Origin of the sequence: Streptomyces iconiensis (genome assembly GCF_028657195.3) — a bacterium.
Classification (GTDB): domain Bacteria; phylum Actinomycetota; class Actinomycetes; order Streptomycetales; family Streptomycetaceae; genus Streptomyces; species Streptomyces iconiensis.
In genome coordinates this window covers 132,465-150,501 of the sequence record NZ_JANCPR020000020.1, presented here as the reverse complement: position 1 = coordinate 150,501, position 18,037 = coordinate 132,465, and the positions used below count along the sequence as shown (strand labels likewise).

The following is an 18,037-nucleotide window of genomic DNA, read 5'->3' as shown; positions in this document are numbered from 1 at the left end:
TCGGGTGGCGAGGCGCACTTCGGGTGGCGAGGCGCACTTCGGGTGGCGAGGCAGACTTCGGGGGGCGAGGCAGACTTCGGGGGGCGAGGCTGGCTCCTGGCAGCGAGGCCGGCTTCAACGGGCAGGCTCACAAGCCGGTGGAGACTCCCCAGATCCCGGCGGCCGTGAACGCGATGCCGATCCCGACAGGCAGCGCGACGCTCCAGAACCGTTTCGGGGCGAGGTCGAGCCGTGCGGACTGCGGGGCGCCGGGGAGGTAGCGCACGGGGGCCCGACCACCCACGGGCAGGCCCTTGACCCCGGAAACGCGGGACTCGAACTCGTGCGGACTGCCCTGTGCGTCAGCGAAGTTGACCACCGCGAAGTAGCTGATGCTCCCCTGGCGGCGCTCACTGCGGTACCGGACCACCAGGCCCTCGGTACCGATCCCTTCGCGTCGGAGGCGGCGATGGTGCGCGGCCTCGTAGATGCCGATACCGATGATGACGGGCCCCGCCAGGAGAAACAGCACCAACAACCACACGGTCTCGCCTCCAGCTTCCCCCTGCATTGCGCAGTCCTGCGACGCATCGCCTGTCGCAGGAAGGGACGATGCCCCGAGCCGACGCGGTTCCTGGGGGGAATGCCCCGGCGTACCGTTCCAAGTACCGCGCTCAGCAGAGGGGTCCGTATGAACGAGCACGCCGACACGCAGCGCACCGGCTGGCCGACCCGTTGACGGCGGGTGCCGACCTCCCGGCCGATCCGGTGCGCCGACGCCTCGCCCGAGTCCGTGGCCGCATTCTTCGACAACAATCTCGACGATGTATCGGCTCCTGTCGCGCCACTCCTGCGCGAGGCCGAGGCAGTCGGCGACGCCCCTGAAGCCTGCCCGCTGCGCGCCCATCTGCTTCAGATCGCGGGCAGTGTCCTGACCCAGGTTCATCAGCACGACGCGGCCCCGACTGCGCTCTCGGGCCCTGGACGCCGCGAAGGATCGGCCGCGCGCGGCGTCCGTCATCACCACGTGCACATGGTTCCTGGTGCGGCAGGCTGAACCATCACGGCGGTTGAATCCACGCGCGGCGCCTTGAACCGTCGCGGCGTGGGGCGATCTTGTGCCGGTAGGTTCGAGTGATGACCACCCGACGCCGTACAAACCCTGGTGCCCGCGCCCTTCTGCTCAACGGCACCGTCGGCGTCGGCAAGACCTCGGTCGCCGCCGCAGTGGGCGACTTGCTGGCCGATGCGGGGGTGCCGCACGCCGTCATCGACTTCGACGCGCTCCGGCAGGCGTGGCCCGCACCCCCGGGTGACCGCTTCAACCACGGTCTGCTGCTGCGGAACCTGCGCGCCGTCGCCGCCAACTATTGGGAAGCCGACGCGACACGGCTGGTTCTCGCGGGGGTGATCGAGACACGTGAGGAACGTGAGCAGTGCGCCGACGCGGTCGGTGCCGCCCTCACCGTGTGCCGGTTGCGCGCCGTACCGCATGTCGTCTCTCACCGTCTCACCGGCCGCCACGCGGACGAGCCCGGAACACTGCGCTGGCACCTGGACCGTTCCTGCGAACTGGACGCGATCCTCGAACGCGCCGACATCGACGACTTCACCATCGACACCTCGGCCCGCTCCCTCACGGAGACGGCCGCAGCCGTCCTGCACGGAGCGGACCGGGGACACGTATGACGCGCCCGTGCACTGCGCGCCCGAGCAGTACGAGCCGCCGCGACACCGTGGGAAGCGCCTCAGACCAGTACGTCGTTCACGTGGGCCGTGTCGTGGTGCTCGTGGTAGACGGCGATCTTGTCGCCTCGTAGCTCGAAGAGGAAGTGGTAGTGGTTCCGGTAATGACGCCCGCTCTTCAGCTCCATCGTTGAATACGCTTCCACAGCGACGCGGTCGCCCTGAATGGTCCAGCCGGTTGGGACGATGTGAAGCGGCCCGTCGGTGATGCCGTCCAGCGGGACCAGCATGGAGCGGAATTCGTCCTTGGAGACGAACCCGCCGCGCGGCATACCGCTCATCCACCACTCGACGTCGTCGGTGAGCATTCCGAGAAGCTCGTTCAGCGGCTCCGTGTTCGCAAGGTCTCCCCACCTCCCTCGCCCATAAAGGCCGAGAAAGTGCTCAACGATTTCCTTCTTGCGCGCGTCATCCATTTTCCCGGTTCCATTCCCTCGGACCTGCACGACCTGTATGACCTGCATGTACTGCCACTGTGCGGGAAAGCGAGCCATGCGCGCAAATGACAATGAGGAATGCTGGACATGAGTGAACCGCATGCCCGAGTACACTGGCGGATATGCCGGATCTGACACTCATCGGATTGCGCGTCGTGTACGAGGTTTTCTCGACGGGCTCATTCACCGCGGCTGCCGAGTCGCTCGGCCATACGCAGTCCGCCGTTTCCCGGCAGGTAGGGGCGGTCGAGGCCGCCGTAGGCGTCCCGCTCTTCGAGCGCAGCGCCAGGGGTACGGGGCCGACGGCGGCCGGTACCGCGCTGGCCCGGCACGCGGCCGACGTGCTCGCCGGGGTCGACGCCGCCGTGCAGGAGGTGTCGGCGCTGCGCGACCGGATGTCGGGCCGCGTCACCGTCGGCGCCTTCCCCATCGCCGCCGCCGTCCTCGGCTCACGCGCCCTCGCCCAGCTCGCGTCCGAACACCCCGGGCTTGAGGTCTCCTTCGAGGAGGCGTCCTCCCCCGCCCTGCTGCGCCGCCTGCGCGGCGACCGGCTCCAGGTCGCCGTCATCGGCGCATGCGTGGGCCCGCCCCATTACGACATGGCAGGACTGCGCCAGGAGACCCTGGTCGAGGACGACCTCCGCGTCGCGGTCCCCAGGGGGCACCGGTTCGCGGCACGTACCCGGATCCAGGCCGAAGAGCTGCGCGGCGAAGGGTGGATCGTCGAACGCGGCAGCACAGGCGATCCCCAGTACGGCGCATGGCCGACGCTGTCCGAACCCCACATCGTGCACGCGGCTCGCGAGTGGTCCACGCGCCTGGGGATGGTGGCCGCCGGCCTCGGTATCTGCCTCGTTCCTGGCCTCGCCCTCGCCTCCGTGCCGGACGGCGTCCGGGTCGTCACCGTCGAGGACCGGCACTGGCTGGGCCGCGCCACGGTCGTCGTGACCAAGCCGCACCGCTCACCGCAGGCCGAAGCCGCGGTCGCAGCGCTCAGAGAACAGGCCACCGACGTGACCAGCACACGCACCAACCTCGCCAAACCGCCGGCGCCCGGAACTCCGGCCGGCCCACAGCCGAACCCGGCGAACCCGGCACCCTAGGCCCGGCTGGACCGGCGCACCGGAGACGCACCCGCCGCCTCGCGCCGCACTGCGGCCGTCGGGCCTCGCGCCGTGACCGTCACCCCCGACCCCCGGGCCCACCAGGCCCCAGCCCTCCCGGCTCACCACCCCCTCCCGGCTCACCAGGCACTCCGGCCGCCCGGCACTCCGGCCCGCCCGGCCCGCCCGGCCACGCTCCCGCTCCCGCTCCCCGCCCGGTTCACGCGGGCACGGGCGGCCTTCCGTGGCCTGCCGTGTCGAGGAGGTGCCTCGCGGCCACTCTCGCGCCGTCGGTGCGGACCGTGCCGGCGACGGTGGTCGCTCGGGCGCGGGTCCCGGGGGCGAGGGCCGTGGTGAGTGCGGCGGTCAGGGATTCGGTGGTCGGCGTCGGTCCTTCGTGTGCGGCGCCGATGCCCAGTTCGGCGACTCGGGCTGCCCAGTACGGCTGGTCCACGACCTGGGGGACGATCACTTGGGGTGCGGCGGCCCGTGCGGCGGTCGTTGTGGTGCCGGCGCCGCCGTGGTGTACGACGGCTGCGACCCGGGGGAACAGTGCCTGCTGGTTGACCTCGCCGACGAGGAAGCAGTCCTCGCCGTCGTCGACCGGGGCCAGGTTGGCCCAGCCGCGGGCGAGGAGCACGCGGCGGCCCCGCGCGCGTACCGCCTCGATGGCCACCGTGGCGGCGTCCGCCGAGGCGCGCATGGGCATGCTGCCGAAGCCCACGTACACCGGCGGCGCACCGGCGTCGAGGAACGCCTCCAACTCGGCGGGGAGCGGGCGTTCGTCGGGCAGGATCCACGCGCCGGTCCGCACCACGTCGAGGTCGGCCGGCTCCCGCCACGGCCCCAGCGCCGGGTCGGCGGCCAGCCATGGCCGGTCGGTGAAGGCGTAGTCGCGGACGTTGTCCACCGGCGGCAGGCCGACCGTCGCACGGTGGGCGTTGAGCCCGGGACCGAACAGCGCGTTCACGTTCTGGGCGTCCAGGTCCCACAGCGCCCGGTTGTCGGTCACCTCGGGTGGCAACGGGCGGCCGGGCAGCGGGTACGGCGGGTGGTGCGGCGACGGAAGCATGGAAGGGAAGTAGGCCACGTACGCGTAGTGGAGGCCCAGTTTCTCGGCCGCCGACCGCGTACCGGCCACGGCCGGGATCAAGCCGGTCGCCACCACCGCAGCGCAGCCCGCCGCACACCCCTCGGCCGCCCCGGCGACCGCTTCGTACTGCGCGGCGGCCATCGCAGCCGCGCGCTGGGTCAGGCCCTCGGCCGACGGCGGCTTCGCCGCCGTCGCCAGTGCCCGCACCGACTGACCGACCGGCACCAGCGGCACCCCGATACCGGCCAGCCGCTCAGCGAACTCCTCGTCCTCCGGCCCGCACACCCGTACCTCAGCGCCGAGCGCCCGCAATTCCACCGCGAGTCCCGCCATCGGTTCGACATCCCCGCGCGACCCGTACGTCGACAACACCACACGCATTCCGTGCTCCCTTTCCGCAGATTCCGGCTGAGGCCGGTGATTCTGCGGCACAGCCCCGGCCTTGCCGCAAGGCCCCCGGTGCGCTATAAGTTGAGAGTGGCAAGGAGCGGATGAGCTCCTTGCCTTTGTTTTTCCTTTGCCTTTTTCTCCGTCCTCGCCCTGCCTTTTCCTGCTCGCTGACCGGCGGCTGTCCAGCCGCCATCCGACGACGGGCCGGGCGCCACGCTCGCGGCGACCGCACCTCGGGCGCTGCTCTCCCAGCAGGGACCGGGCTGACGCACCGGAAGAGACGCCCGGCGGCTCCCCCGGGGTGCCCGGCCGACACTGGGTCGTGGTGCCGGCCGCGTACCCAACGGGCCACTCTCATGGCGGAGTTGCTCAGCGTTCGCTATCCAGCTCGGCCATGAGCGCGGCCGGGTAGCGCTCGCCGCGCGCCGCGCCGCGGGGCACCAGGGCCTCGATCCGCGTGAGGTCGTCGCTGGTCAGCGGGAGGCGGGTGCTGTCGAGCAGCGTGCCGACCTGGTCGGGCCGGCGCGCGCCGACCACCGGCACCACATCGTCACCCTGTGCCGCGACCCAGGCCACGGCCAGCTGTGCGAGGGTGGCGTTCTTCTCGGCCGCGATCTTCTCCAAGCCGGCAACGAGCGCCGCGTTGTGTTCGAGGTTGGCGCCCTGGAAGCGCGGAAAGTACGCCCGTTTCCCGCCGGTTGAGCTGCTGCCACCGATCAGCCCGCTCGACAGCACACCGTAGGCGGTGATGCCGATGCCCAGTTCGCGGCAGACGGGCAGTATCCCGTCTTCGACCTCGCGGCTCAGCAGCGAGTATTCGATCTGCACGTCGGAGATCGGCGCGACGGCCGCTGCCCGGCGGATGGTGTCGGTTCCCACCTCGCTGAGGCCGATGTGGCGCACGTAGCCCTTCTCGACCATCTCCGCGACCGCGCCGACGGTCTCCTCGATCGGTACGGCGGGATCGAGGCGGGCGGGCCGGTAGATGTCGAGGTGGTCGACGCCGAGGCGCTGGAGCGAGTAGCTCAGGAAGTTGCGGACCGCTTCGGGGCGGCCGTCGTTTCCGCCCGGCGTGCCGCCAGGCCCGCGCAGGGAGCCGAACTTGACCGAGAGGGTGACCGCGTCACGGTTCCGCGCGCTGAGCGCCTGGCGGATCAGCCACTCGTTGTGTCCTGAGCCGTAGAAGTCGCCGGTGTCGAGCAGGGTGCCGCCGGCGTCGAGGTAGGTGTGGAGGGTGCGGATGCCCTGTGCGTCGTCGGTGGGGCCGTAGCCGCCTGACAGGCCCAGGCAGCCCAGTGCGGGTGAGGTGACGGTGGGGCCGTGGTCGCCGAGACGGCGGGAGTGCGGTTCGGATGTCATGCCGTCACCGTGGGCCTACGCCCGTACCGGCACCAGGGTCGGCTCATCCAAGGACGAGGTGTCCCTGGTTGCCCGGCGCGAAGCGGCCGACACTGGGGAACATGACCGACCGTGCCGGACTCGCCGACTTCCTCCGCCGCCGCCGTGAACTCCTCCGCCCGGCCGACGTCGGCCTGCCCGCAGGGGCGCGGCGCCGTGCGGCCGGTCTGCGCCGTGAGGAGGTGGCGCAACTGGCCGGGATGTCCAGCGACTACTACGCCAGGATCGAACAGTGCAGGGGCCCGCACCCGTCCGAGTCCATCGTGTCGTCGCTGGCCCTCGCCCTCCGCTGCGACCTGGACGAACGCGACCACATGTTCCATCTCGCCGGGCTGACCCCGCCCTCGCGGCGCGCGGGCAGGCACCTGCGGCCGGGGCTCATCAGCCTGGCCGACCACCTCACCGATGTACCGGTGTGCATCTGCACCGATCTGGACGAGACGCTCTGGCAGAACAGGCTCGCCGACAGCGTGCTGGGCCCGATGCCCTCCCAAGCGGGCCGTCCGCGCAACTTCTGCTGGCGCTGGTTCACCGAACCCGCTCTGCGGGCGCGTTCCCCCGCCGAGGACCGGCACCGTCATTCGACCGCGCACGTCAACGACCTGCGCGCTGCGTACGCACGCCGGGGTGCCGATCCGGAGGTGGCCGGCCTGGTACGCGACCTCAGCGCGGCCAGCGCCGAGTTCTGCTCCCTGTGGGAGAAGCACGAGGTCTCGGTGCGCCGTTCCGACCGTAAGAGCGTGCTGCATCCCGAGGTGGGGCTGCTGGAGCTGAAGTGCGAAGTGCTGTTGACCCCCGAGGCCGACCTCAAGGTCCTGGCACTGTTCCCGGCCGAGGGCACCGACGCACGCGACAAGCTCCAACTGCTGCGCGTCATCGGGTCCGAGGACTTTCAGTCGGCGACCTGACGGGGTCCTGAAGGCGATCTGACGGCCCCCCTGACTTCCGCCTGACGGCACGGGCCCCGCCTTTCGCGCGACCGCCCACAGGGCGCAAGTCGTGCACCCTGCCCGCCTGCCGCGCTGATGCGCTGAATACGTGCCGCGCTGACGCGTTCGCAATCCCTCAACGCAGCCCGCTGCCCAGGCTGTCCGTTTCGCCAACCTAAGGGCTGTCCCATGCCCCTTTCCCATGCGCCGAGCCATTCCGACGTACCGGCCGACGTACCGCTCTATTCGATGGCGGAGCGCGACCGCCGGTGGGAACTGGCCCGTCGGTTCATGGAGCGTGAAGGGATCGACGCGCTGCTCGTTTTCGGTGAGCACGAGGACGCCGGGCCGGCGCCGGTCTCCTACGACATGTGGTTCACCAACGGCCGCCCCGGGACAACGGTGCTCTTCGCGAAGGACCGTGAGCCGGTCTCGCTGTTCCCGATGGAGCTGTTCGTCATGGACCACCTGGGGTCCTCGCGCAGGGGGGACGTCATGTGGATTCCGCCGGAGAACGTCCGCGCGTCCCGGGACTCCCGCGCGGTGACAGCCGCTTGGCCACCTGGGGCCCGGTGACCGTGGCCTACAAGAAGGCCGAACGCGGCATCGTGCTGGGCCGCCCCGACGAGGTGCTGGAGACGGCCGCCCGGCTGGAGACCGTCGGCCGGGCGACGAGCACCGAATACTTCCGGCACCGGCTGGACGTGGCCCGCGCGCACACGATGCTCCGGCAGTACGGCGAGGCGGTGGACGTACTCACGGACGTACACGGGCGTGCCCCCGAGTGGCTGGCCCAACAGCGCGCCGCACGCGACCTGATGGGCGAGGTCATCGCCCGCCGACGGACACTGACCCCCCTCATGCGGTCTCTCGCCGACGCGATCGACGTGCCCATGTGACGTACAGCCCTTGACACTTCGGGCACCCGGCCTCCCCATCTGTCATGGCGGCACCCCTCCACCCTGCCTACCTTCGGTGTGGTACTCATCACCCTCCGATCACACAGGGGTCACCATGCAGCCAACTGCACCCTCCCCTTCCACATGGCAGACGCCCTGGGGGCCCGTCGCCGTCGCTGTGCCCGCGGGGGTGCACTGGGACGCGGTGCGGGTGGCGGACGGGTACGGGGACGAGGTCGTGCGGCGGCTCGGGGACGCATGTGGGGCGGTGATCGGGGATGCGCGGGGCGGGGTGCTGTACTGGCTCGTCGCGACGAGCGGGGGCACCGACTGGGCGGCGTCCCCCGCGCGGGCCGAGGTGCGGCATCTGAGCGTGGCCTGTTGGGTGCCGGGGACGGGGCGCACGGGGCCGCCGGGGCCCTACTGAGCCGTACCGTACAAGCGTCAACACACCCTCACAGACGGCGAGTTGCCGCACGCCGCACTCGGCGGGGCTTTCGGCGTCCGCGCCCCGGGGCGCACCCTCTCATGACCTGGCCCGCGCTCTCGGAGAGCGACATCCTCGCGCCGGGGCACTGCTGCCGCTGCGAGGCGTGGGTGCTCGATGCCGTGCCCGTCGCCGTCGTCGAGGCCGGGTCAGGGCCGGGCGGACTGGTGAGTGCCTGCGAGGCGCACGCGCGGGAGCTGGCCGCGTACCCGCTGGCCCCCGACTGGCTGCGGGAGGATCTGGCGGTGCTCGACCGGCTGCGTACAGAGGGCGACGGCCGGGACCGTGGGAACGGGGATCAGCCGGTGATCGGCGGCCTTGGGTAGATTTACGGGGACGGAAGGACGCTGTCGGCGTCCGTCGGAGTTGCGTGAGAGTAGGGGAACGGGTGGGTGGACGGCATGTGCGCAAGATGCTGCGGCAGATGGGGAGCGGGGAGCCGGTGCGGGTGGCCCCGGCCATGGCGACGATGAAGAAGCTCACCCGACTCGCCTTCTACGCCGAGCAGTTCGGGTACGCGTACGCGGACGTACGGCAGGGTGGCGGCCCGCAGGGTAACGGGTACGTGCTGCTGCTCGTGCCAGATCCCGACCCCGGGGCCCGTGCTCGGGCCGCGCGGAACCGGGAGCTTTACCCACATGCGAGCGGCGGCGGCCCACTGCCGCCCCTCGGCCCCGAAGCGGTCGAACTTTTCAAGGCCCGCATCACCTTCGACATCACCACCATGTACACCGACAAGCAACGAATACTGCTCACGGGCGTCGGCGTCGTTCCGATCGCCGTGCCCCTCGGCATCCTGCTCGGCACGGGCGGCACCGCCGTGGCCATCGGCTTCGGCGTCTGGGCCGTACTGATGGGCATCGCGCCCATCGGTCTGGCCGTCACGCGGCGCCACAAGGCCCGGTACTCCGCTCTTCTGGAGGCCGCCGGGTTCACGCCGGTGACCGATCAGGGCGGGCGACTGCGGTACGTGCCGCCGGACGGGCAGCTCCCCGGGCACGGCAACCCGTTCGCAGTCGGCACGTAGAGCTGGGGGCGGTGCGGGGAACTGGGCTCGGTGCAGAGGACTGGGGTGGACGGTGGCCAAGGGCGCGGGCGGCACGCTGTTCCCGGAGACCGACGACTGCAAGGCCGCGTACGACGAACTGTCCGCGCGCGGCGTGGAGTTCAACGAGCCGCCGACGGTGCAGCCGTACGGGATCGACACCTCCTTCCGGCACCCCTCGGGCAACAACATCCGGCTCACGCAGGTGCTGGAGTTCGCCCCGGACCGGCACTGACCCCACGACACTGATCCCACGGCGGTGACCCACCGGTACGGGGTCACCGGGCCGGGCCGGGCGGGATCGGCGCGGAGGGGCGGGGCTCACCTGGGGACGACCACGGGGGCGCCGTCGGAGGGTGCGGTGAGGATGTCGGCCTCGATGCCGTACAGCTCCCGCACCAGCTCGGCGTCGACGGTCTCGCGCGGCGGGCCGGCGGCGAGGACGCGGCCCCCGCGCATGGCGACGACGGTGTCGGCGTAGCGGGCCGCCGCCGCGAGGTCGTGGACGACCATGACGAGGGTGCGGCCCTCGGTGGCGATCTGCCGTACGAGGCCGAGGACTTCGGCTGCGTGGCCGATGTCGAGGGCGCTGGTGGGCTCGTCCAGGAGCACGACGGGGGTCTCCTGGGCCAGGGCCATGGCGAGCCAGCAGCGCTGGCGCTGGCCTCCGGAGAGCTGGTCGAGGCGGCGGTCGGCCAGTTCCTCGGTGCCGGTGGCGGCCAGTGCGCGTGCCACGGCGCTCTCGTCCTCGCGCGACCACTGGCGGAAGAGGCCCTGGTGCGGGTGGCGTCCGTACCGTACGAGCCCGGCGACGGTGACGGCCTCGGGTGCCTGCGGTGCCTGGGGCAGCAGCGCGATACGGTGCGCCGCCTCGCGCTGGCGCAGCTTCCAGATGTCGTCGTCGCCCGCGAACACCCGGCCCTCGTACGGCTCGTGGAGGCGGGCGACGCAGCGCAGGAGCGTGGACTTTCCGCAGCCGTTGGGGCCGACGATCGCGACGACGTGTCCGGAGGGTACGTCGAGGTCGACGCGGTCGACGGCGGTGTGACCGGGGTATCCGGCGCTGAGCTGTTCGACGCGGAGTTCCACGAGGGTGAGCGCCCTTTCCGGTGTGCGCGGGCCTCCCCTTGCGGGAGGAGACGTAAGGTAAGGCTAACCTTAACCTTTGCCAGCGGACGTGTGGCTGCCGAGACGCGGGTCTCGGGCAGTCCGCCACCGCGCGTATCCCATTGAGCGCCCTTCACCACGGAGTTGTCGATGAGCGTGTTCCGCCGCCCCACGTCCACCACCCCCCGCACGACCGCCAGGGCGGTCGCCACGCTGGGGGCAGCGGCGCTGCTGCTGGCCGGTTGCGGCTCCGACGGGGACTCAGGGTCCGGGTCCGGCAAGGGCGGGGCCACGGGCAAGGGCGCCTCGTCCGCCACCCGTACGGTGAAGGACGCCACGGGCAAGGCCGTGAAGGTGCCGGCGAACCCGAAGAGGGTCGTGACGCTGACCCAGGAAGACCTGGACGCCGCGCTCGCCCTGGGCGTCAAGCCGGTCGGCATCACCAACGGCCAGGGCATGAGCAAGCCCCCGGCCTACCTCGCCGACAAGGTCAAGGGCGTCGATGTCGTGGGCAACCTGCTGCAGCCCGTCATGGACAAGGTCATCGCGGCCAAGCCCGATCTGATCCTCGCCGGTGACATGCAGGACGAACAGATGCTCAAGCAGCTCCGCGAGATCACCCCTGCCACGCTGGTCACCATGGCGCCGACCGACACCTGGAAGCTCTCCTTCCGGGGCGTGGGGAACGCGGTCAACAAGCTGGACAAGGCCAACGAGGTCATCGCCTCCCAGGAGGCCGCCGCCAAGAAGGCGGGTGCGAGGCTCGGCGGCGAGAAGGGCGCCGAGGTCTCCATCGTCCGCTGGAACCCGGACGGCCCCAGCTGGATGGAGAAGGACCAGTTCGCCGGCGGCGTCGCGACGGAGATGGGCCTCAAGCGGCCCAAGTCCCAGCAGAAGAAGGGCAACGCGCACGCACCGTCGCTGAGCCTGGAGAAGATCAACGAGATCGACGGCGACTGGCTCTTCCTCTCCACCCTCACCTCCGACGGCGACAAGGCGCTCAAGGAAATCCAGGACAAGCCCGCCTACAAGGAACTCGGCGCCGTCAAGGACAAGCACGCCGTGACCGTCGACGGCTCCGTCTGGTCCACCCGCGGCGGCCCGCTCGCCGCGAAGGCCGTCATGAACGACATCACCAAGGCCCTCACGAAGTAACCGGCCCCGGCAGGGGGTTCCTCCACCACACCCCCTGCCGGGCCCCCGCCGCAGGGGGCCTCAGCCCTGCGAACCCGGAGCGTCGCCCGCGCCCGGCAGCGGCTTCGGCAACGACCAGTAGTCGTCCTTGATGTAGGGGCGGGGAACGTCCCGACCCGTGGTGTCGGGGCCGTTGGCCTTGGTCGTGGGTTCGGGAACGTCGCTCTTCTCCGCGCAGCCGGATGCCGCGCTGAAGTGCGCCTGCCCCTTGTAGCCGATCGTCAATTCCAGCGCGAAGCCGTCCTTCGTCTTCACGAACACGGCGGGCATCCTGCTCTTGTTGATCGAAGTGACCTTGTACCCCTTCGACTTCCAGTGGCTCAGTACCGAGTCCAGAAACGCAGTACGCCGCTCCGCCGAGATGACGGTCAGCACGGCAAGGTGCCTGCTCACCGTGGAGTTGTCGACAGGTTTGTTCACCGCGTCACGGCACGCCTCCGTGAGGGTCTCGCGATGCGTCCAGACAACTCCTCTCGGCAAAGCTTCCAGGGTGTCGCCGAGTAGCGCGTCCGCCTTCTTCGCCGCTTCACTCATATCCATGGTGGGCGATTTACCCTTCTTCTCGTCGCTGCCCGGACCGAAAGGAGCCGCACATCCGCTCACCACGAGCGACAGGCCCAGGACGAGCCTTGTGGGCCGCGCATACCGAGATTTCACCTGTGCTCCTGCCTCTCGATGGAGTCGCCATTACCCGTGACGACACGCGCGATATTGTCCGCGGACGGCAGATCCTCCTTGGCATTGAAGTAGTTCGAGTGGGAGGAGGGCCCATCTCCCTCGGCGGACAGGAATCTCTGTGCTCCGAACCGCTCACTGGCGGGGTCGGTGCCGAACCAGAGCCTGTCGTCTCCCCCACCCATCCAGTACTTGAACGGCAGACCCGTGACACCCTCGGGTACCGCCCCAGCGACATCGCCTTTGCTCGGCGCATGTGTCACGAGGTCACTGTCCGCCGCGCGGACGTAGACGTTTTTGGCGCCCACATTCAGGTCGGATGCATGGTCCGACCCGCTGCCCGGGCTGCCGACGAGAACGATGTCGTCCACGCCAGGCAGCCCGTCCCCCTCTGCGGCGGCGGTTCCCACGGTGAGCGAACCGTAGGAGTGGCCGATAGCCGTGAGGTGAGGATCCGCGTTCTGGTTCGTGGCCTCCAGGCCATTGGTGAAGTTCTGTAGCGCGGGCACAGCCCGTTCCGCGTTGTCGGTTCGCGTGACGTCAGTGGTACTCGGGTCCAGGCCCAAAGCGGCGTCCATCGACACCTGCGGCGCGTCGTACCCGAGCCACGCGATCGATGCCGTGGAACCGCCGTACTTGTCGCCCGCACGTTCTGCCATCCCGTGTGCCCTGTTCAGGTCGCCGCCGGCGAACTTCTCGTCCAGCTTGGTGTTGAGCCCCGGTACGTACGTCGATACATTCCGGGCGGTATCGGGGTTGCCGAAGCTCACGATGGCCCGCCCGTTGCCCTCGTCCCCGATGCCAAGGAGATACATGGGGATCTTGCCCTCGCTCTTCAGCCTCTTGTCGATGGCCTCCAGACCATCGAGTTTCGTGTTGGCCTCCGGGTCGGAGGACTGCGACAGGTCGCCCTTCAGCACGGGCAGATAAGCGCGGTTCGCCTCGTCACGGACCTCAGCGGGAATGCCGTCCAGGTTGCCGATCTCCTTGGGCATCGTGGTGAGGTACTCCTGCTGCTCCTGAGGAGCCACCGGGCGGCGGCTGTCCGCCCTCGCCCTTGCCAGCCGCCGGGTACTCGACGGACCCGTCCGGCTTGACGGTGAACTTCCGCTCTCTGGCCTCGTCCAGTACCTCCCTCAACTGCTTTTGCGGGGCGCGGAGTTCAGCCGCCAGGCCGTTTAGAGAGGTGCGTGCCATGCCGCACTGCATGTATACGTACTGGAAGTTCTGACTGAGCTGACGGAGCCGTCGTACGGCGGCTCTCTCCGCATCGCCCTCCTGCGACTTCTTGAGGACGTCGACCATCTCGTTGTCGACGCGGGTGCGTGAGGCATCGGCCCTGCCACTTGCCTGGCCCCACCCGTCCGCCGCGGTCTCAAGCAGTCCTAGGTCGAGAGCGTCCAACTGTTGCCAGGTCAGGCCACTCACTCCCGGGAGTGTCAGGCCCCATGTCATGGCCGTACTCCCTGGTCAGGGGGGAGACTCATGCCGTTGACCAGCCCCGCGCGGCCCGTCTGCCCCCGGCCCACAGCCTCAGCGCCCTGCTCGCCGAGCTTCGCGAACGAGCCCTGCACAGCGTGGTCGTTCTCGTTGTGGGCGGCGGCGACGTTCCGCAGCTTTACGTCGAGCGAGGCGCATTCGGCTTGCGCGTCGCCGAGGCGCGTCTCCCAGCTCTCCCGGACGGCCGCGAGAACGGCGATGCTGGAGAGGCCCTCTGTGCCGACCTTCAGCTTGCCGTGGGAGGTGCCCAGCTCCTCCTTCGCGGTCGACATGCTCCTGCCGAATCCCCGCGCAACCCCGCTCGCGCTGCGCCACGGCATTCTGCTCTGCCGCAGCACGCCACCCGCGCCATCGATCCCCGCGCCCACGTCGCCGGCCGAAGCGAGCCGCATGTCGGGCACTTCGCCGTGCCCGGCTGGTTGGCCTGCCTGGCCAAGTAAATCGCGCCAGGAACCCGGGTGTTCGCTCATGCGTATCCTCCCTCGTCGGCCAAGGTGGGCGCATGGGGGGCGGGGCAACGATCGTTGCGTACCGTACTGGCTTGGTGACGCGCGCCCATCGGCTGCCGCCGCACTTTAGTGCAGTGACCGCTTCGTACCTCTGAGTACAGGTACTCAGTTCGGCGGAGAAGGTGAGCGGCGGCCTCGCTCGACGCAGGGGCCCGGCTGCCGCACAGGGCCCGGTCATCGCGCTGTCGGACGTCAGTCCGCTGCGCCGCAGGAGTCTTTGGCCATTTCGTCGAACTCGTCGCGGGTGGGCCGGTACTTGGCCTGGAAGCCGCTCTTGTCCTCCTTGTAGACCTTGTCGAAGTGGGACTTGAAGTACGCGCGCCAGTCGGCGCTGAAGACGAACTCCTTGAGGGCCTTGTTGAGGCGTCGGCAGAACTTCTCGTCGCCCTGTCGCAGGCCGACCGCGTAGAACTGGGGGCTCTCGACGGTGATGTTGTCGACGACGTGGATGCCCTTGTAGTCGCGTTCGTAGCCTTTCAGGAGGATCTTGTCCGTCCAGACGGCGTCGAAGTTGCCGTCGTCCCTCATTTCGAGGACGCACTCCTTGTAGTCCTTGCGGAAGCCGGGCTTCACGTTCGGGCCGAGTGCCTTCTTGATGGCTTCCTGCTGCTCCTTCTTGCGGACGCTCTCCGGGTCCGAGGTGGAGCCGCGCGCCGTGCACACGCGCTTGCCGTCGACGTCGTTCAGCTCCTTGATGCCGGTGTTGTCGTCTCGGACGAGCAGGCCCTGGTAGGTCTTGATGTACGGCGCCGTGAAGTCCACCTGCTCGTCGCGCGGCCCGGTGACGGAGTACGTGGCCACGATCAGATCGGCGGTCTGGTTCTTGAGGATCTCCTCGCGGCGCAGGGAGGGGATGTCGCGGTAGTCGGGGACGAACCCCACCTTCTCCGCCAGCTCTTCCGTGAGGTCGGCCTCGAAGCCCTCGAAGACGTCGCCGTGCTTCGTACTGAAGCCGGGCTGGCCCTTCTTGAGCCCTACGAGCAGGTTCTTCTTCTCCGCGAGCGACGGTGGCCCCGGCGTCGAGGCGCCACTCGTGGGCCCCGGCGAGGGCTTGCCGTCGGCCTTGTCCGTGAGCCCGCAGGCGGTGAGCAGCAGGGACAGCGCGAGGAGGCAGGAGCCCCAGAGGTGCCGGCGGTGCACGGGCCTGCGCGGAGAAGACATCGGACGCTCCTGACGGGTGGGCGGAGGGGGTTGGGGTTGGAGACGGAGGCGGAGAGGAGGCGGGCCGCGGAGAGCCGGGGGCGGCGGGCATCAGTGGTCAGTGGGTCAGGGACCAGGGGTCAGGTGTCAGGGGTCAGTTGTAGTCGGCTCTGTCCAGGGCGAGGGAGATACGGCAGCCACGCTGTACGGGGCCGCCACCGGCTCCTCGCAGGCCGAGGGTGACGGTGACCTTGGGGGCCGACTCGTCGACGGGGATTGTCACTTCTGTGGTGTCCTCCAGTTCGACCGTCTGTGCCTCGGTGAGGGAGCCGCCGACGAAGGCGAGGCCGCTCAGGGGCAGGCAGGGCGTGCCCGGTGACTCGTTGGTCGCCACGAGACGCAGGCGCAGCTCGCCGCCCGTGGGGCGTTCGCCGACGGTGGCCGTCGCTTCGTCGCCAGGGCCCATGGCCATGTTGCCCCGTAGCGTGGTCTTGTCCGTCACGTCCTCGGGGCCCGCGTCCAGCGCGAGATAGAGCGCGAGGCCCGCTCCGACGGCGACGAGCAGTGCCACGCCCGTCGCGAGCACGAACTGCCCCGGCTTGTACTCCCCGAACGTCCTGAGCCCGAAGAGCAGCGTGCCCAGCAGCGTTACGACGCCGATCGCGAAGGAGCCGGCGTCCCAGCCCGAGGGGCCCAGGACCGTGAGGACGAACGCCACGGACAGTACGGAGAGCAGCAGTGCGAGGATCACCGCCAGCATCCATGTGGCCGGAAGCTGCCCCTCGGGGGCCGGTGCCGGTCTGAGGCGTCTGCCGAGGCGACGCAGTTGGGTCCGCATGGTGCCGTGTGCTCCCCCCGTGACAGCCGTGACGACCCTTCAGCATGCCGCAACCGGAAGGTTCTGTGTACAACCTTTCGCGTCAACTCGCCCGGCAGGATGCCTTCGCGGTCGCGAGGTCGGCCGCTGTCCACGCCATCGCCACGGCGCCGTCCAGCAGTGCGCGTTCCGCGGTGGGCGACACGGCCGCCTCCGCGAAGGCGGGCTCGTGCGGCGCACTGGTGCCACCGCTGATGTCGAGCACGGGGTGGAGCGCGGGCACGCTGTGCGAGACGTTACCCATGTCCGTGCAGGCGAAGGGGTCGCGGGTGACCGTCTCCGCGCGCCCCAGCGCACGCGAGTTGGCCTCCCACAGCGCGAGCAGCGCGGGGTCGCTCCGGAAGTCGAGGTAGTCGGGCTCGGGCTGCTCCAGCGTGACCTCGCAGCCGGTGGCCAGCGCGCCCGCGCGGAAGCACGCCTCGACGCGTGCGCGCAGTTCCCGCAGGTCCTCGGCGCGCAGCGCGCGTATCTCGTACTCCGCCTCCGCACGGTCGGGGATGACGTTGGGCGAGGTGCCGGCCGAGGTGGTGATGCCGTGCACCCGCCACTTGGGCGGCAGTTGCTGGCGCAGCAGGCCGAGCGCGACCTGGGCGACGGTGAGCGCGTCGGCGGCGTTACGGCCCTCGTGCGGGTTGAGGCTGGGGTGCGCGGCACGCCCGGTGAAGGTGACGTTCAGCGTGCCCAGCGCGAACGAGTGGAAGTCCGCCATCTCGAACGGGCACGGGTGCACCATCATCGCCGCGTCCACCCCGTCGAAGGCCCCGGCCTCCAGCAGCAGCGCCTTGCCGGCCCCGCGCTCCTCCGCAGGGGTGCCCACCACCCGTACGGTCAGGCCGAGTTCACCGGCGTACGGGGCGAGCCCGAGCGCGGCGCCGACTCCGGCAGCCGCGATGAGGTTGTGGCCGCAGGCGTGGCCGAGCCCGGGCAGCGCGTCGTACTCGCACGCGAACGCGACGGTGACGGGGCCTGAGCCCGCCGTCGCCACGAACGCCGTCTCCAGTCCGTACGCGGGCGCGGTGACGGCGAAGCCGTGGTCCCGCAGCGTGTCCGAGCACCAGGCCGCGGCCCGGTGCTCGGCGAAAGCGGTCTCGGGGTGCGCGTGGATACGCCGGCTGAGAGCGATCAACTCGTCGGCGTGGCCGTCGACCTGGTCGCGTACGGCGGCTCTGAGGCGGTCGGGCGCGGCGCCGGTCGAGACCGCCGCGTCGGAGGCGGAGGCGGCGCCGGTGGGGGCCGCGTCGGAGGCGGTGCGGCCGGGCACCGCGTCGGGCGCGGCGCTGTCGGAGGTCGCGTCGGAAGCGGCGCTGTCGGAGGTCGCGTCGGGGGCGGTGGGCATGGGCGTTCCTTGGGTTCTCGGGGACGGTGCGCGGGGGTGGTGCCGCCTGCCGTTCCGTGCGGCATCCGCGGGTGGAGGGGCTGGCCGCGAGGGCATGGTCAGCTTCTGCCGTCGTTCGGGATAGCTTAGGCTTACCTAAGTTTTCGCCGGAAGGCCGGGGCTCACCGAGGCCGTTGCTCTTCATGGGAGTTGT

General features: G+C 70.3%; 23 protein-coding genes. 11 read left to right on the top strand and 12 right to left on the bottom strand.

What is annotated here, in order from left to right; all coding sequences use genetic code 11:
- Positions 1-127: 127 nt before the first annotated feature.
- Entirely contained in the window at positions 128-550 is a 423-nt protein-coding gene (locus tag NMN56_RS21215) for a DUF3592 domain-containing protein (RefSeq protein ID WP_274041903.1), read from the bottom strand.
- Between the two features lie 174 nt (positions 551-724).
- On the opposite strand from NMN56_RS21215, the gene NMN56_RS21210 reads away from it, so the two are divergent.
- Positions 725-1,036: a hypothetical protein gene (locus tag NMN56_RS21210; RefSeq protein ID WP_274041904.1), complete on the top strand. Its 312-nt coding sequence runs from the start codon at positions 725-727 to the stop codon at positions 1,034-1,036.
- Between the two features lie 80 nt (positions 1,037-1,116).
- Complete coding sequence (locus NMN56_RS21205; RefSeq protein ID WP_274041905.1) at positions 1,117-1,668, top strand: hypothetical protein; 552 nt, start codon at positions 1,117-1,119, stop codon at positions 1,666-1,668.
- 59 nt (positions 1,669-1,727) lie between these two features.
- Here NMN56_RS21205 and NMN56_RS21200 read toward each other — a convergent pair whose 3' ends face one another.
- On the bottom strand, positions 1,728-2,141 hold the full coding sequence (locus tag NMN56_RS21200; protein ID WP_274041906.1) for a nuclear transport factor 2 family protein: 414 nt from the start codon (positions 2,139-2,141) through the stop codon (positions 1,728-1,730).
- 143 nt (positions 2,142-2,284) lie between these two features.
- Between NMN56_RS21200 and NMN56_RS21195 the strand changes: the two genes are divergently transcribed.
- Positions 2,285-3,265 (top strand): LysR family transcriptional regulator, encoded by a 981-nt coding sequence (locus NMN56_RS21195; RefSeq protein WP_274041907.1) that lies wholly within the window; start codon positions 2,285-2,287, stop codon positions 3,263-3,265.
- 220 nt (positions 3,266-3,485) lie between these two features.
- Here NMN56_RS21195 and NMN56_RS21190 read toward each other — a convergent pair whose 3' ends face one another.
- On the bottom strand, positions 3,486-4,739 hold the full coding sequence (locus NMN56_RS21190) for a glycosyltransferase (protein ID WP_274041908.1): 1,254 nt from the start codon (positions 4,737-4,739) through the stop codon (positions 3,486-3,488).
- Between the two features lie 378 nt (positions 4,740-5,117).
- Entirely contained in the window at positions 5,118-6,107 is a 990-nt protein-coding gene (locus NMN56_RS21185; RefSeq protein WP_274041909.1) for an aldo/keto reductase, read from the bottom strand.
- Between the two features lie 101 nt (positions 6,108-6,208).
- On the opposite strand from NMN56_RS21185, the gene NMN56_RS21180 reads away from it, so the two are divergent.
- The 7 genes from NMN56_RS21180 (at position 6,209) to NMN56_RS21150 (ending at position 9,741) form a co-directional block, all read left to right on the top strand.
- On the top strand, positions 6,209-7,054 hold the full coding sequence (locus NMN56_RS21180) for a helix-turn-helix transcriptional regulator (RefSeq protein WP_274041910.1): 846 nt from the start codon (positions 6,209-6,211) through the stop codon (positions 7,052-7,054).
- Between the two features lie 210 nt (positions 7,055-7,264).
- Positions 7,265-7,651: a hypothetical protein gene (locus NMN56_RS21175; RefSeq protein WP_274041911.1), complete on the top strand. Its 387-nt coding sequence runs from the start codon at positions 7,265-7,267 to the stop codon at positions 7,649-7,651.
- Positions 7,630-7,974 (top strand): hypothetical protein, encoded by a 345-nt coding sequence (locus tag NMN56_RS21170; protein ID WP_274041912.1) that lies wholly within the window; start codon positions 7,630-7,632, stop codon positions 7,972-7,974. Before NMN56_RS21175 ends, NMN56_RS21170 begins: the two co-directional genes overlap by 22 nt.
- 115 nt (positions 7,975-8,089) lie before the next feature.
- Positions 8,090-8,401: a hypothetical protein gene (locus NMN56_RS21165; protein ID WP_274041913.1), complete on the top strand. Its 312-nt coding sequence runs from the start codon at positions 8,090-8,092 to the stop codon at positions 8,399-8,401.
- Positions 8,402-8,502: 101 nt separating this feature from the next.
- Entirely contained in the window at positions 8,503-8,787 is a 285-nt protein-coding gene (locus NMN56_RS21160) for a hypothetical protein (RefSeq protein WP_274041914.1), read from the top strand.
- A gap of 77 nt (positions 8,788-8,864) precedes the next feature.
- Entirely contained in the window at positions 8,865-9,488 is a 624-nt protein-coding gene (locus NMN56_RS21155) for a hypothetical protein (RefSeq protein WP_283742501.1), read from the top strand.
- Positions 9,489-9,540: 52 nt separating this feature from the next.
- Entirely contained in the window at positions 9,541-9,741 is a 201-nt protein-coding gene (locus NMN56_RS21150) for a VOC family protein (RefSeq protein WP_274041916.1), read from the top strand.
- An 86-nt stretch (positions 9,742-9,827) separates the two neighbouring features.
- Here NMN56_RS21150 and NMN56_RS21145 read toward each other — a convergent pair whose 3' ends face one another.
- The gene (locus NMN56_RS21145; protein ID WP_274041917.1) at positions 9,828-10,595 is read right to left on the bottom strand and encodes an ABC transporter ATP-binding protein; all 768 of its coding nucleotides are present in this window, start codon (positions 10,593-10,595) and stop codon (positions 9,828-9,830) included.
- A gap of 168 nt (positions 10,596-10,763) precedes the next feature.
- On the opposite strand from NMN56_RS21145, the gene NMN56_RS21140 reads away from it, so the two are divergent.
- The gene (locus NMN56_RS21140) at positions 10,764-11,768 is read left to right on the top strand and encodes an ABC transporter substrate-binding protein (RefSeq protein WP_274041918.1); all 1,005 of its coding nucleotides are present in this window, start codon (positions 10,764-10,766) and stop codon (positions 11,766-11,768) included.
- 60 nt (positions 11,769-11,828) lie between these two features.
- Here the strand turns inward: NMN56_RS21140 and NMN56_RS21135 are convergent, their stop codons facing one another.
- From NMN56_RS21135 to NMN56_RS21110, 7 genes are all read right to left on the bottom strand, one after another.
- On the bottom strand, positions 11,829-12,347 hold the full coding sequence (locus NMN56_RS21135; protein WP_280842720.1) for a hypothetical protein: 519 nt from the start codon (positions 12,345-12,347) through the stop codon (positions 11,829-11,831).
- 113 nt (positions 12,348-12,460) lie between these two features.
- On the bottom strand, positions 12,461-13,513 hold the full coding sequence (locus NMN56_RS21130) for an alpha/beta hydrolase (RefSeq protein WP_347178627.1): 1,053 nt from the start codon (positions 13,511-13,513) through the stop codon (positions 12,461-12,463).
- On the bottom strand, positions 13,437-13,910 hold the full coding sequence (locus tag NMN56_RS43035) for a hypothetical protein (protein ID WP_347178626.1): 474 nt from the start codon (positions 13,908-13,910) through the stop codon (positions 13,437-13,439). The genes NMN56_RS21130 and NMN56_RS43035 overlap by 77 nt, the downstream gene beginning before the upstream one ends.
- A 23-nt stretch (positions 13,911-13,933) precedes the next feature.
- Positions 13,934-14,452, bottom strand: a complete 519-nt coding sequence (locus NMN56_RS21125; protein ID WP_274041920.1) for a hypothetical protein — start codon at positions 14,450-14,452, stop codon at positions 13,934-13,936.
- A gap of 231 nt (positions 14,453-14,683) precedes the next feature.
- Complete coding sequence (locus NMN56_RS21120) at positions 14,684-15,652, bottom strand: transporter substrate-binding domain-containing protein (RefSeq protein ID WP_274041921.1); 969 nt, start codon at positions 15,650-15,652, stop codon at positions 14,684-14,686.
- Between the two features lie 133 nt (positions 15,653-15,785).
- Positions 15,786-16,469 carry a hypothetical protein gene (locus NMN56_RS21115; RefSeq protein ID WP_274041922.1) on the bottom strand — a complete coding sequence of 228 codons (684 nt, stop codon included), beginning with the start codon at positions 16,467-16,469 and terminating at the stop codon, positions 15,786-15,788.
- Between the two features lie 82 nt (positions 16,470-16,551).
- Positions 16,552-17,844, bottom strand: a complete 1,293-nt coding sequence (locus NMN56_RS21110; RefSeq protein WP_274041923.1) for a M20 family metallopeptidase — start codon at positions 17,842-17,844, stop codon at positions 16,552-16,554.
- Between the last annotated feature and the right edge of the window lie 193 nt (positions 17,845-18,037).